The 13,753-nt window shown below is 62.4% G+C and carries 10 protein-coding genes and 1 tRNA gene; 3 read left to right on the top strand and 8 right to left on the bottom strand.

All coding sequences use genetic code 11. The features are described from left to right. Nucleotides 1-7 precede the first annotated feature (7 nt). Nucleotides 8-1,315, top strand: coding sequence for an N-acetylglucosamine-6-phosphate deacetylase (gene nagA / locus H3S97_RS07975; RefSeq protein ID WP_198220221.1), 1,308 nt, complete (start codon nt 8-10; stop codon nt 1,313-1,315). A gap of 205 nt (nt 1,316-1,520) precedes the next feature. Here nagA and htpX read toward each other — a convergent pair whose 3' ends face one another. From htpX to H3S97_RS08005, 6 genes are all read right to left on the bottom strand, one after another. Beyond that, complete coding sequence (htpX, locus tag H3S97_RS07980; RefSeq protein WP_045934854.1) at nt 1,521-2,459, bottom strand: zinc metalloprotease HtpX; 939 nt, start codon at nt 2,457-2,459, stop codon at nt 1,521-1,523. A gap of 81 nt (nt 2,460-2,540) precedes the next feature. Beyond that, a complete protein-coding gene (locus H3S97_RS07985) occupies nt 2,541-3,134 on the bottom strand; it encodes a DUF4411 family protein (protein WP_198220222.1) in 594 nt (197 codons plus the stop codon). After that, nucleotides 3,131-4,312: an ImmA/IrrE family metallo-endopeptidase gene (locus tag H3S97_RS07990; protein WP_198220223.1), complete on the bottom strand. Its 1,182-nt coding sequence runs from the start codon at nt 4,310-4,312 to the stop codon at nt 3,131-3,133. Before H3S97_RS07990 ends, H3S97_RS07985 begins: the two co-directional genes overlap by 4 nt. A 165-nt stretch (nt 4,313-4,477) precedes the next feature. Next, on the bottom strand, nt 4,478-5,944 hold the full coding sequence (locus H3S97_RS07995; RefSeq protein WP_198220265.1) for an FAD-dependent oxidoreductase: 1,467 nt from the start codon (nt 5,942-5,944) through the stop codon (nt 4,478-4,480). Nucleotides 5,945-6,062: 118 nt separating this feature from the next. Then, nucleotides 6,063-8,030 (bottom strand): heavy metal translocating P-type ATPase, encoded by a 1,968-nt coding sequence (locus tag H3S97_RS08000; protein WP_198220224.1) that lies wholly within the window; start codon nt 8,028-8,030, stop codon nt 6,063-6,065. A 174-nt stretch (nt 8,031-8,204) separates the two neighbouring features. Then, the gene (locus H3S97_RS08005) at nt 8,205-10,088 is read right to left on the bottom strand and encodes a trypsin-like peptidase domain-containing protein (protein ID WP_198220225.1); all 1,884 of its coding nucleotides are present in this window, start codon (nt 10,086-10,088) and stop codon (nt 8,205-8,207) included. Nucleotides 10,089-10,320: 232 nt separating this feature from the next. On the opposite strand from H3S97_RS08005, the gene tgt reads away from it, so the two are divergent. Next, nucleotides 10,321-11,619 (top strand): tRNA guanosine(34) transglycosylase Tgt, encoded by a 1,299-nt coding sequence (gene tgt, locus H3S97_RS08010; RefSeq protein ID WP_198188116.1) that lies wholly within the window; start codon nt 10,321-10,323, stop codon nt 11,617-11,619. Between the two features lie 56 nt (nt 11,620-11,675). Then, nucleotides 11,676-11,758: transfer RNA gene (locus H3S97_RS08015), tRNA-Leu, on the top strand. A gap of 171 nt (nt 11,759-11,929) precedes the next feature. Here the strand turns inward: H3S97_RS08015 and H3S97_RS08020 are convergent. Both H3S97_RS08020 and H3S97_RS08025 read right to left on the bottom strand, forming a co-directional pair. Then, the gene (locus H3S97_RS08020; protein ID WP_198220226.1) at nt 11,930-13,264 is read right to left on the bottom strand and encodes a dicarboxylate/amino acid:cation symporter; all 1,335 of its coding nucleotides are present in this window, start codon (nt 13,262-13,264) and stop codon (nt 11,930-11,932) included. Between the two features lie 165 nt (nt 13,265-13,429). Beyond that, entirely contained in the window at nt 13,430-13,711 is a 282-nt protein-coding gene (locus H3S97_RS08025; protein WP_029679038.1) for a metal-sensitive transcriptional regulator, read from the bottom strand. Nucleotides 13,712-13,753 lie beyond the last annotated feature (42 nt).

Genomic DNA, 13,753 nt, shown 5'->3' on the forward strand with positions numbered 1-13,753 from the left:
ACCAAACATGTCCAAGGAAGCATACGAGTCGGCGGGGCTTGCGGTCGAGTCATCCCTGAATGGACCGACCCATCCCCTTGTCCTGACCGGCGCAAGGCTGATAGACGCCCGAGGCATCAGGGAAGATGGCTGGATTCTGGCCTTGGAGGGCAGGATTGAACAGGTCGGGCAAGGCCGGGAGAGCCTGGAATCCGCCCTGAGGGCCGCTGGCCTGCCCAGCCTGCCCCCCTCCTTCCAGCCTGGATCCGATAACCATGACGTGTCTGCAAACGGCGTAGAGTTCATCGACGCTACGGGCTTCATCCTCACCCCCGGGTTCATCGACATCCACTCCCACGGCGGCTGGGTCCACTCCTTCGATGACGGCGACGAGGCCATTCGCACGGCCAGGGCCTGCCATATGGTCCATGGAACCACCAGGCAGGTGCTCAGCCTGATCACCAACCCGGTCGACACGATGTGCACCAATCTGCGCTCGGTCAGGCGTGTCATGGACTCCAGACCAGATGTGCTGGGCGCCCACTTGGAAGGGCCCTTCATCGCCCTCTCCCGTAAGGGCGCGCACGATCCCAAGTGCCTGCGCGATCCTGAACCAGCGGTTCTCGACCGCCTCTTGGAAGCTGCCGACGGTTGCATACGTCAGGTGACGTTGGCCCCCGAGCGCGACCATGGCTACGAGGCCATAGCCCGCCTGGCCGAATCCGGAGTGGCGCCTGCGGTCGGCCATTGCGATGCCGACTACGACCAGACCCGCCGCGCCTTCGATGACGGCGCCCGCATACTCACTCATGTTTTCAACGCCATGAACGGCATCCACCACCGTCAGCCAGGGCCCATTCCGGCCGCTGTGGAGGACCGCCGGATTACGGCCGAACTGATCAACGACGGTTTCCATGTGCAGGACCCCTGCGTCGACCTGGCTTTCAGGCTCTTCCCCCATCGGATAGCCCTGGTCACCGACGCCATGGAGGCCACCGGCTGCGAGGACGGCGCCTACAAGCTGGGTTCCCTGGATGTAACAGTGAAGGGCGGCCACGCCCGTCTGACCTCCAACGGGGCCATCGCCGGCTCAACCCTGACCCTGGATGTGGCAGTCGGCAGAGCTATCCAGGCCATCGGCCTGCCAGCCCCCCAGGCCGTGGAAGCCGCCACGCTGACACCTGCCCGGGCCCTGGGACTGGACCGCCCCAACCCGATTACCGGTGCTCCGCTGGGCCTGCTGGCACCCAGCTATGCTGCCGACCTCCTCCTCCTGAACCCGGCCGAATGGTCCGTCAAAACCGTGGTCTGCGATGGTCGCAGAATTCAGATCTAAAAGACGGATAACCAAAAGCCTCCGATTCCTCGTTGCCTCTATGACAAGCTGGATTCTTCGCAGCTGAGGGCATTAAGGCGGAAACGGTCAGAAGGCCCGGCCTGATGTCTGGCCCCTCTGACCGTTTCCGAATTTATCGACCAAGGCAGCGGGGAGAGAGCCACCGCTATTGACAGGTGTACAGGCGCATGAGCCCGTTGGTCTCTCAGTACCCCACCTGGGCTCCACGCCCGGAATTCACCTGGGTCTGCTGCCCCATCTCCTGGCTCATCTGCATCAGACGGGCTATGCGCTCCTCGGTGGGAGGATGGGTAGAGAATAACCTACTGAACCCTTTGACCGAGAAAGGGTTCTCGATCATCATGGCAGCGGCGCTCTGGGTGCCAGCGGTCTGAGGCATGGGCACGGCCTGAGACCCGTAGGATATTTTGTTCAGTGCCGATGCCAGAGCCGCCGGGTCCCCGGTCAGCCGGCTGCCGTCCTCGTCGGCGTCATACTCGCGGGTTCGGGAAATGGCCATCTGGATCAGGGATGCGCCCAGGGGGGCCAGAATCGAGCTGATCAGCACACCCAGGAGGCCGAAGACGCCGGAATCGTTATCCCTGTCCCGGCTGTCGCCGCCGAAATACATGAGGGAGTATCCCAGGTAGGTGATGACCGTGGCCATGGCCGAAGCCACAGCAGAGGTCAGGATGTCATGGTTATAGACGTGCATGAGCTCGTGGCCCAGCACTCCGCGAATCTCTCGCTCGTTGAGGATACGCAAAATCCCCTGGGTGCAGCAGACGGCGGCATGGCGCTCGTTACGGCCTGTGGCAAAAGCGTTGGGAGAGTCGGTGGGGGCGATGTAGATGCGGGGCATGGGCTTGCCGGCCCTCCCCGACAGTTCTCGGACGATCCGATAAAGGTCGGGAGCCTCCTGCTCGCTGACCGGCCGGGCATGCATGGAGGCGATCGCCACCTTGTCGGAGAACCAGTAGGACCCGAAAGTGGTGGCCAGGCCTATGAGGATATAGATGCCCAACGTCCCCTGGCGACCGCCGGTCAGCCACCAGATGAGCATAATAACGGCCCACATGAGGGCGAACAAAAGCGTCGTTTTCAGGCCGTTGAAATGTCCGTGAACCTTCAGCTTGCCATTCATGGATTCCATGGTAGACAATGCCGCTGAATTTTTGCTGAACGACCGCTGAAAAGATGAGGCTGGCGATGTCCCCTCTCCATTTCAGAACAATACGATTGGATCCCCGCTCTTCTTGTCATGAGGCTTAGGAACATACCGGGCTTTCTTCAACCTCCCGTTTTCATCGAAGAATCGACGCAGGCTCATGGTCTTTACCCCAAAATGGTCTGCGATGTTAGGGATCTTGGGCTCTTTCTTCATGTGCTGCCCCTGTTGCAGCGGAACCCGCTCCTCGTCCGTCACGATGACTGCTCCCTCGACCTTGGCCACGGCGATCAGCCAGGGATCCGCCTTGCTCTCTGGCTCCCAACATTGGCGTGACTCTTCTGCGTAATACCCGCAGGTGACCAGATAATCCTGGATTTGCGCATAGACCTGCGCATATCTGTCGTCCTTATGACTTATTTGGCGGCCTTTGAACACTGCACGCACCCAAAGATCCAGCATATCGGGATCAGCGGCTTGCTCGTTGACCAGCTCGTCGTAGACAACATCCACCATGGCAATCGCCTTGTCCTCAGCCAGCTTTTCCATCCATCGCCAGAAGGGATGGAACTCCTTGTAGTCGAAAGGATGGTTGAGCCGGTAGGAGGCGATGAAGATGTTGGAATCAGGCAGGTAGAGGGTAGCGGTCATATCAGCTTCTTTTCACGAATCAATCCCTGATAAGACTGCGGGGAGCGCACCCCCACCAGGTCGAAGCCCTCAGTCGGAGCCAGTCTGCCCCCGTCCATGGCGGCATTGACCAGGCGGACGAAACCGGTGTCAACCCTGGAGGCATTGGTCCTGTTGCCATTACCATGGGTTTCCTGCTCCTGATGATGAGCGGCCTTGTCCTGAAGATGCCGATCCATTCGTGCCCGCAGTTCCTCGAGCGTATCCTCGTCAGTCAAGCCGAACTGATGGGCCTGTATCCCCATGGCCAAGGCACTCAGATGGAAGTCGTCAGCTATAGACTCCGCAGCGTCCGCCGGCACCTTGCCCGTGTCCAACTTCTCCTGCCAGAGCCGCCGGAAGCGCTCATCGTCAATCACGGCCATTACCACCGCCCGGTTTATCGCGCGCTCCATGGCCTTGCGGTCCCCTTGTCCGTCAATACCGTCGAAGAGCTCCTGAGTGCCCAGCAGTACGTGCCCCACCTCGTGAATCAAGGTGAAGATCATGCCGTCAAAAGAATCGTTTCTGTTGATGAACACCAGCGGAGCCATGTCGTCGATCAACACGAATCCCCGGAACTCCTGAAGATCCAGCTTGCGGGATCTGGTAGACCCCACCTGGGAGTTGAGCATGATCATGATGCCCGCATCAGAGGCGCGTTCCTTGAGCTGACGGAAGCGATCGCTGGAATTGCCGCCCTCCCAAGCAGAGCGCCCATCCAACCCAAGGGTGGAGCGGAGCGCATCAGCCAGGGCATCGCCCTGCTCGGCATCGCGCACCGAACCGACCAGTGGGTTGGCATCCAGGCCGGACTCAAGCAATTCATCCCTGGCCCACTCCTGCCTGAATCGCATCTGGTCGATGGTGTCCTGCAGATTTTTGCTGGGCTGCACAGACGTATTGCCTACGGTCCGGTACTGGACCAGAGGCTCAGAACGACGCTGGGGCACAACCGACCGGACCAAGGCACCGAAGGGCACATGCAGGGCCCTGCTGAGCTGCTCTACCTTGTTGAAGGATATAGACACGGGTTCCTTGGATTCCAGCCAATCCGGCAACTGGCCAAGCCCTCGGCGCTGAGACAGGGCCACTGGATCGGCATCACCCTCCTCAACGGCCCACTGGAGGGTGGCCGGATAGAGAGTCAGGTTAGCCATGTCACGCTCCTTCGATTCCGTGATGGGCTCTAATGACAATGATAGCTGCGCGAGACTTATCCCTCCGCTGTGAGCAGCCAGTAGCCCAGATCAAGAAAACAGGGCCTGGCTGAGGATTCATGAACCTCATCCAGGCCCTGCCATTGCCGATCTAAGAGAGATCGACTACTCGCCGTGCGCGAGCTGGCGGAGCTGGTCGGGGTCGATGACCTTGATATGCTCGCGGCCGGCCTTGGCGCCCTCGGCACGCTCGTAGGCATCCACCCGCTTCCAGCCGGCGAAGTCGATGGGCCGGATGCCCTTCTCCGCCAGGAAGCGATCGATCGACTCGTCGTCGCGGTCCTGGGCGAAGCGGCCACGAGTCGGGCTGGCGGCCAGGTCATCCAGCATGTTGCCGATGGTCTCCAGGGCATCGGATTTGGTGGATCCGATCAGGCCCACGGGCCCCCTCTTGGCCCAACCCGTGGCGTAGAGACGATCGATGGGTCGGCCGTCCTGCCCCTCGGGAGCAGTGGTCACGCGACCGTGGATGTTGGAGAGGGTGTAGCCGGAGAAGTCGTAAGGAATGCCGGGAACCTCGGCAGGCTTGTAGCCGATGGCGTGGTAGACGGCCTGAACCGGGTACTCCTCGTACCGGCTGGTCTCCTCCATGGCGCCCTCGGGCGTGACCTTGGTCTTCTCCACCCGAATGCCGGTCACCTTGCCGTCCTGGCCGATGATTGCGGCTGGCATCCGGTAGAAGTGCATATAGAAACGACGGTCGGCGGGGTTGCCTTCGAAGTCGACGCCGCCGTCCTCAGCCATGTCCTCGGCCATCTCCCTGATGGTGAAGAGCTCCTCCAGCATCTGCCTGGTCAGCTTGTCGGCACCGGCCCGGTCGATGGTCTCCTGATCCAGGTCGAAGTCTTCCTCGTCGATGACGATTTGCACTCCGGGCAGCTTCTCCAGCTCGCGCAGCTCCTGGACCGAGAACTTGGCCTGGGCCGGACCGCGACGGATGAACATGTGCAGTTCACGGGCCTGGTTGCCCTGAATCCCCTGGTAGACGTTATCGGGGATGTCGGTACCCAGCAGGTCGTCGGCCCGCCGCATCAGGATTCTGGAGACATCCATGGCCACGTTCCCGCCTCCGATGACGGCCACCTGCCTGGCATCCAGGGGCCAGTCCTGGTCAGCGTCGGGATAGCCGTCATACCATTCGACGAAGTGGGCGGCCCCGTGAACGCCATCAAGCTCATGCCCGGCAATCTCCAGAGGACGATCGTCCACAGCGCCGGTGGCGAAGAGCACCACATCGTAGCGCTCAAGCAGGTCATCCAGGTTGACGTCCTTGCCGAACTCCACATCCGCATAGAGATGGATCTCGGGGTTGTCCAGGGTCTTCTCCAAGGCGCCGGCGATGTACTTGATGCTGGGATGATCCGGGGCCACGCCGTAACGGACCAGGCCGAAGGGAACGGGCAGCTTCTCGAACAAATCGATCCGGGCCCGGTCGCCCAGACCCAGGTCTGTCCCCTTTTCCCGAAGTTGCCGCAGCAGGATGTCAGAGGCGTAGACCCCCGCAGGCCCCGCGCCTATGACGGCCACGCGCAGGGGTGAGTCGGCTTCCTCGCCGCGGGCCGGTGCGGGCATGGTGGAATCATTGACATTAATATCGCTCATGCTTGTCAGCCTAACGCAAAGCAAAGGTAGGGAACAGAGTTAGTCGGGCTCCATCCCCGGGACTTTCACCAAGCGTCGCGAAATGGCCTCAGTCCCGGTCTATCAGCGCAGTCAGGGCCCAGAGGATGGAAACCACGTCGATGGCCTCCTGCGTAAAGGCGCCGACAACCACCGGAATCAGGTCGAAGGCGGCGCAGAGCATACCCACTGTGGCCAGGGTCAGCCCCAGCATGACCGCCTGGAGCATGACCCTCTTGGTCCTGCGGGCGATGGTGATCGACCTGGGCAGGCAGGCGATGTCGTCATTCATGATCACGGCCTGGGCGGACTCGGAGGCGGCCGTGGTGGTTCCGTCGGTGATGGCCATGCCCACGTCTGCAGCGGCCAGGACCGGAGCATCGTTGACCCCGTCCCCCACCATCAGGGTGATGGATTTGGTCACTGACTCACCAAGGAATTTGGACAGCCAGATGTCCCAGAATGGCTGCCGATTGGGCTCCTCCCTGGAAGCCTTGGCGATCAGATTGGTCTTGTCCTCGGGGAAGAGGCCGGCATGCACGTCGGTGATACCCACCTGGTCGGCGATGATCCGGGCCGAGTCCTCCTTGTCGCCGGTGACCATGGATAGACGGGTGATGCCCAACTCCCGCAGCTGGGTGATGGTCTGGGCGGCATCCGACCTGGGCACGTCCTTCATGACGACCCTGGCGGCCAAGACCCCATCAATAGAGACGTAGGAGGCCATCTCGTCAGGTGCCAGGGGGCCGAACAGATCGCTCGAATGCCCGTCAGCCACGAACTGGGCCCTGCCCACCTTGACCTGGTGGCCGTCGACCTGGCCCTGGACCCCGTTGCCGGAGTCCTCCCGAACCTCCCGCGCGTGCAGATGGGTCTGGCCCTTGCTCCGTGCCCGCAACCGCTCCTGGGCAGCGGCCCCGGCCTCGGCTATTCCGTTGGCCAGGATGTGGACCGAGTAGGACTCCACAGCGCCCGCCATGGCCAGAATCCGGTCTGTATCGACCTTCTGCTCCCTACCCTCAGGCAGGTCGATCTTGGCTACTTGGGGACGTTTTACGGTCAACGTGCCGGTTTTATCGAAGAAGATGTGCGAGACCCGGCCCAGATTCTCGATCACGTCCTGGGTCTTGATCAGCAGCCCCGCCTTGGCCAGCCTCCCGGTCCCGGCCATGTAGGCCACGGGGGCGGCGATCAGCAAAGGGCAGGGGGTTGCCAGGACCAGAACCTGGGCGAACCGGGTCGGCACACCGGAGATGATCCAGGCCACGCAGGCGATGATGAAGGCCACCACGGTGAAGGGGACCGCCATCAGGTCGGCTGTTCTGACGACTGCAGCCCGGGAGTTCTGGGCGGAGCGCACCAGGTTGAGGATTCGCTGGTACTGGGAGTCCCGCGCCAGCTGGCGGGCCCGCATCAGGAAGGTACCCGAACCATTGACCGCTCCGGACATGACCTGGGCGTCCTGGTAGAGCCTGCGGGGCATGGGCTCCCCGTTGATGGTGGACATATCCAAGGTGGCGGTGGGGCTGATCAGCTCGCCATCAACAGGCACGGTCTCGCCGGGCTTGACCACCAGGAGGTCGTTCAGACGGACCTTATCGACATCCACCGTGCTCCAGTCGCTCTCCTTGGGAAGGGCATGCTCCCCCTCCGGCAGGTCCGCCTGTACCACGTGGGCCACCTGGGGGGCGGCCTGGACCAATACGGTCAGGTTGTTCTGCGCCTTGTTCCCGGCGTACTGCTCGATGGCATCGCCCGAGTAGAGCATGAGGACCACGGCCCAACTGGCCCAGTACTGCTGGACGGCGAGGGTGGAAAGGATGGCGACCACGGCCAGGATGTCCACGCCCACGTGGCCCTGGCGCACGTCATCGATCATCCCCTTGAGGGTATCGACCAGCGAGACGGCCACCAGGACGGCGACCAGCCATTGGGCAGCCTGGCGATAGGGGTGCCAGAGCAGGCCCATGACCAGCCCGCAAATCAGAACCACCCAAAGCATGGGGACCTTCTTGGCGAAACCCAGGATTTTTGACATGACCACTTCCCCGCTCCGGACTTGTCTACCTGACAGCCGTAGCCGGATCACGGCTCTCTTCTGCTCTTGACATTCCAAGCCTATACCGCGCGGGAGTCAGCGATGGACGGCGAGTATGACAAGGGGGCCGCACCCGTCAAAGTGACGGGTGCGGCCCCTGGGTTCAGTCCCGGATCACTGCCCGAAGAAGAAGCGGAAGGGATCCATGGAGTCATCGTCGTCGCCCGAACCGCCTTGGTCGGAGTCGCCGTCCTGGCCACTGCCGTCCGAGTTTCTCCTGTTGGTCCTGGGCTTGCCCTGCACGGTCTGCTCCTCGCTGTCCAAGGTGGCGTTCACCTCGGCGGTCTTGCCGTCGCGCACCACGGTAATCTTGACCGAGTCGCCGAAGGCGGCAGCCCGGACGAAGCCCAGCAGGGAGTAGTTGTTGTTGACGGCATGGCCATTGAAGGCCACAATGGTGTCTCCGACCTTGATGCCGGCCTTGTCAGCCGGGGAGCCCGAGACCACATTGGTGACCTTGGCACCACCGCGGGTGACGCCGTCGGCCTGGGCCGTGCTGCTCTGGATGGTGACACCCAGGGAGACGTGCTTGGCCTTACCATCCTTGATGATTTCATCGGCAATCCGCTTGACCAGATTGGACGGGATGGCGAATCCGATGCCGATTGACCCTGCCTCAGACTTGGAGGAAGCCATGGAGGCGATGGAGGAGTTGATTCCGATGACCTCGCCGGCCGCGTTGAAGGTGGGGCCGCCCGAGTTGCCGGGGTTGATGGCCGCATCCAGCTGGACCGCATTGGTCACGATGGGGTTGTTGTTGCTCTCGTCCATGACCGAGACCGGGCGGTTCAGAGCCGAGACGATGCCGGTGGTGGCCGTGTTCTCGTAGCCCAGGGGGTTGCCGATGGCCATGACGTTCTCGCCCACGGCCAGCTTTTCGGAGTCGGCGAACTTCACAGGCTTCAGGTCGGAGGGCGCCTGGTCCAGGCTGAGGATGGCCAGATCGGCTGTGGTGTCGGTGCCGACAACCTTGGCCGTGTACATCTGCCCGTTGGAGAGGGTGACGTGGATCTCCTGGGCACCATCGACCACGTGGTTGTTGGTGACCACATGGCCCTGGGTGTCGAAGACCGCGCCTGATCCGGCACCCACCCCGCTCTTGGTCTGCACCTGGATGGAGACCACGGACTCGGAGACCTGCTTGCTGATGCCCTGCCAGTCAGGAGCCTGCCCGCCCTCGACCTTGGCCGTGCCCTGGCCCGAGGAGTTGGAGGAGACCCCGCTCAGCGAGGAGGACGAGGGCAGGGTGATCCATCCGTTGGACAGGGCCGCCCAACCCAGACCCAGCATAAGAGCTGCGGCCACCAGGGCGGCCACCACGGCGGTGAAGACGTACTTGCCCGTGCCGCTCATGTTGCTGCCGGCGTTGTTGACAGGACCAGGCCGACCGTTGGGGCCGGCGGATCCGAAGGGTGCATAGGGACCCTGGCCGGAGGGTCGGCCGCCCTGGGGGTTCTGACCGACATTCTGTCGAGGCTGGCCAGGCTGGCCATTCTGACCGAACCGGCCTGGCTGTCCGTATTGTCCGAAGAAACCCTGCTGAGGACCGGAGCCATACCCTTGGTTCGGCTGCTGGTTGGGCTGCTGCTGACCCTGATTGTTGGCAGGCGGACGCGAGCCTGCTGGCGCGTAGGCTCCATACTCGGGCGCAGGCCGATAGTAAGGCTGCTGCTGCGTCGGCGCATCCTGCCCTGTGGTCGAGCCACTGGAAGCGGAGGCTGGAGTCCCGGTGCCGCTATCGCCATTCGACCCGTTTTCCGTGGTCGCGGGCCGTGCATCGCCACCAGGCATGGCAATAGGGGTCGTGGGCCTCTGATCCCAGGCCTGAGTCTGCTGGTCCCCTTCTTCTGGCGTGGGGACTTGAGCAGAGTCGGTCTGGTCCGCGGAAGCTCCCGTCTCCTGCTCTTGATTGGCGGCCCCGCGCTCGATGTGGCTTGGCTGCCAGGACTGACCGTCATCGCCGCCCCTCCAAGGGTCGGCCTTGTGCTCTTCAGCCATTTCTGCTCCTTCGGATCGATGCCGCTGCCTGCTATTCGGTCACGCTTGTCAATCTACCCCGTCGCCCGCGCTTTTTGCTGTTTCCGGCTGACAGGCGAAGCGGGTCCTCGCATGCATTGCTTCCAAGTCTAGAGCCGAGATGCTGAATGTTGTCTGGACATTGCATGAAAGTCACATCGACTGTACGCAAGGCAGCAGGCGGACGGTTGGATGTCTTGGATACAGTGGAGCCATGAGCCTGATCACCAACCCGCTGGGAGCCACGCCAGGGCGACCCGGCGACCGCGCCGCATTCTCATTCGAGACCCTGAACCGCCTGCCCGACAGCCCGGAAGGCCTGGGACGCAATGGCCGCCGCTATGGCCGCACCGGCATCATCCACACTCCTCACGGAGACATCCACACCCCCGCATTCATCCCCGTGGCCACCCAGGCGGCCATGAAGGCCGTCCTGCCCGAGCAGATGCGGCAGCTGGGCGCCCAGGTCCTTCTGGCCAACGCCTTTCACCTGTTCGAACGCCCCGGCCCCGACATTCTGGACCAAGCCGGAGGTCTGGCCAGGTTCATGAACTGGGACGGTCCCACCTACACCGATTCGGGCGGCTTCCAGGTGCTCTCGCTGGGTGCTGGTTTCAAGAAGACCCTGGCCATGGACGTGACCGGCATGAAGTCGGACCAGGTGATCGCCGAAGGCAAGGAGCGCCTGGCCTTCGTGGACGAGGACGGGGTCACCTTCAAGTCCCCGCTCAACGGCGACCGGCACCGCTTCTCAGCTGAAATCTCCATGGGCATCCAGCACCGCATCGGCGCCGACATCATGTTCTCCTTTGACGAGCTGACCACCCTGATGAACACCCGCACCTACCAGGAGCAGTCAGTGGAGCGCACCTTCCGTTGGGCCAAACGCTGCGTGGAGGAGCACCACAGGCTGACCCGGGCGCGGACCGGCAAGCCCTACCAGGCCCTGTTCGGCGTGGTGCAGGGGGCCAACTACGAGGATCTGCGCAGACGCGCCGCCCGCCAGATCGCCTCCCTGGACTTCGACGGCGTGGGCATCGGAGGCGCTATAGAGAAACGGCTGCTGGGGCAGACCTGCGCCTGGATCTGCGACGAAATGCCCGAATCCCGACCCAGGCATGTGCTGGGCATCGCCGCTGTGGACGACATCTTCGCAGGCGTGGAGAACGGAGGAGACACCTTCGACTGCGTATCCCCGGCTCGTTGCGGCCGCAACGGGGCGGTCTTCACCCGTGACGGTCGCTGGAACATCAAGCGCGCCCAGTTCAAGGCTGATTTCAGACCCATCGAAGAGGACTGCGACTGCTACACCTGCACCCACTACTCCCGGGCCTACATTGACCATCTGCTTCGGGCCCATGAGCTCAACGGCTACACCCTGGCCACCATCCACAACGAACGCTTCTTCGTGAGGCTGCTGGACGAAATCCGCCAATCCATCGACGGCGGCTACTTCGACGAGTACAAGCAGGAGACGCTGGCCAGGTTCTACGCCCACGGATCCAAGGGCTGAACCAACACGCCATTATTGCGCCGCGCAGACAACCGTGCTAACCTTTCCAGTTGTCTGCGAACGTGGCGGAATGGTAGACGCGCTGTCTTCAGGTGGCAGTGAGCTGATGCTCGTGAGGGTTCAACTCCCTCCGTTCGCACAAAGCAATGTCTTCGGCTGATTGATGTCAGTCGAAGACATTTTTTATTGCTCCGATGGCGGTCGAGGCTGTTCAGGTTATTTGGCCTTACGGCCGTTGCAGATCGGGCCAGTCTGATTCATCCTCTTGTAGCCTGCCACCCGACCGTGCAGTTTTGACGACTTGGAATGATCATTCGATGTCCTGGTCGTCGAAGACCTTGCGGCCCCGGTAAAGATCGAGGTCCAGCTCATTCTCGGTCCTGGCCACGATGACTGCTGTATTGGCGGCACCAGCCACGTTCACCAGCGTGCGGCCCATATCCACAATCTGGGAAATAGGCTGCATGATAGCGATGAAGGGTACGGGCAGGCCAGCTGCGGTGAAGAGGGATGTGGCGGTGATCGTGGCTGTGCCGGGCACGCCCACCGTCCCCACCGAAACCACCAGGGCAAAGACGATCAGGAGGGCGAAGCGCAGGGGGGTGTAAGGAATCCCCTGGGCATTGATGGCGAAGACAGCCAGGAGGACGGGCCAGAGCCCGGCGCATCCGGGCATGCCCAGATTGGCTCCCAGGCTGGCCACGAAGGAAGCCGTCTCTTCGGGAACGCCGGCAGAGCGCAGTTGACGGACCGTGACAGGAATGGTGCCGATGCTGCTCTCGGAGGTGAAGGCCACCACGCCCGCCGGCCAAAGTGAGCGGAAGAAGGGCAGAGGATTGACCCGGCCGACCAGGGCCAGGATCAGGGGTTGGACCAGGAAGAGCTGAATGGCCAGACCCAGGTAGGCCACCAAGAGCACAGCCAGCAGAGGCAGAAGGCTTTTCAGATTGCTGCGACCGATGGCGGCGGCGATCAAGGACAGGACCGCATAGGGGGTGAAGCCGACCACGATTTGAGTGGCCTTGGACAGGACCACATTGCCGGCTTCCACGAAAGCCTTGAAGGGGGCCACACTCTGCTCGCCGCGCGGGGTGGAGGCGGCCTTGTTCAGAGAGACCGCCAGAAGGATGGCGAAGATCACGACGGGAATGACCTGGTTCTGGGCCCAGTTTTCGACCAGATTCGAGGGGAAGAGGCCGACCAGGGTATCGAGCACTCCCGGCACCTCGTGGGACTTGGTCCCCTTGGGCAGGGCCTGATTGAACCCCTTGCCGACCTGGAAAAGCAGCCCTAGAACCAGGGCGATCACGGCGGCTGTGAAGGTATTGACCATGAGCAGAACGATGGTCTTCACACTGATGTTCTTCAACCGACCAGACCCCCCGATGCGGCTGATGCTGGCGATGATGCTGAAAAGCAGGAGGGGTACCACCAGGGCCGAAATGACCTCGGACCAGACGTTGCCGAATGCCCCCACATAGGTCGTGTGACCGGAGAAGCCCACACCCACCAGGATTCCCAACACCGTCGCTATGATGACCCGCCAACTGAAGTTGACCTTGGTCTTCCTGCTCAGCAGGGCCAGTCCCGCAAAGAGAATGACGACCACTATCAGGGCCGCCCAATCCCAACTTGTTTCCGACATTGCCTCTCCCTCATCGATCCGTTCTCCCCAGGACCGAACGGCCCGGGGTTGGGGTTCAATCTAACAGGAAAGAAGCGGAAGTCCAGCGATTCCCGGAAGAACGCCTATACCCGCTGCTTATGGACTGCTATTCCAGGGCGGATTGAGCCTGTCTGACGAGGGCCGCTAGGAGCGGACCAGGCGGGCGATGGCCTCGGAAGCCTCCTGCATCTTCTCGTCGGCCTCCTCGCCTCCCTTTTCGGCGGCCTCGCGGACGCAATGGTCCATATGGTCGTCCAGCAGGGTCAGGGCCACTGACTTCAGGGCACTGGTCGAGGCGGCGATCTGGGTGAGGATGTCGATGCAGTAGGTGTCTGACTCGACCATCTGCTCGATGGCCCTGACCTGACCCTCGACACGCCGGAGTCTGGTGATGGTCCGCTTTTTGTCCTTGGCATATCCGGGCACGATTCACTCCATTTCTGGTCGACCCATGGCCTTCATGGCGGA

Source organism: Bifidobacterium choladohabitans (assembly GCF_016102005.1).
Lineage (GTDB): Bacteria > Actinomycetota > Actinomycetes > Actinomycetales > Bifidobacteriaceae > Bombiscardovia > Bombiscardovia choladohabitans.

Coding starts and splice junctions, on each gene's coding strand:
- nagA (WP_198220221.1), top strand. CDS start 8: ATGTCCAAGGAAGCATACGAGTCGGCGGGGCTTGCGGTCGAGTCATCC.
- htpX (WP_045934854.1), bottom strand. CDS start 2,459: ATGAATGGCAAGCTGAAGGTTCACGGACATTTCAACGGCCTGAAAACG.
- H3S97_RS07985 (WP_198220222.1), bottom strand. CDS start 3,134: ATGACCGCTACCCTCTACCTGCCTGATTCCAACATCTTCATCGCCTCC.
- H3S97_RS07990 (WP_198220223.1), bottom strand. CDS start 4,312: ATGGCTAACCTGACTCTCTATCCGGCCACCCTCCAGTGGGCCGTTGAG.
- H3S97_RS07995 (WP_198220265.1), bottom strand. CDS start 5,944: ATGCCCGCACCGGCCCGCGGCGAGGAAGCCGACTCACCCCTGCGCGTG.
- H3S97_RS08000 (WP_198220224.1), bottom strand. CDS start 8,030: ATGTCAAAAATCCTGGGTTTCGCCAAGAAGGTCCCCATGCTTTGGGTG.
- H3S97_RS08005 (WP_198220225.1), bottom strand. CDS start 10,088: ATGGCTGAAGAGCACAAGGCCGACCCTTGGAGGGGCGGCGATGACGGT.
- tgt (WP_198188116.1), top strand. CDS start 10,321: ATGAGCCTGATCACCAACCCGCTGGGAGCCACGCCAGGGCGACCCGGC.
- H3S97_RS08020 (WP_198220226.1), bottom strand. CDS start 13,264: ATGTCGGAAACAAGTTGGGATTGGGCGGCCCTGATAGTGGTCGTCATT.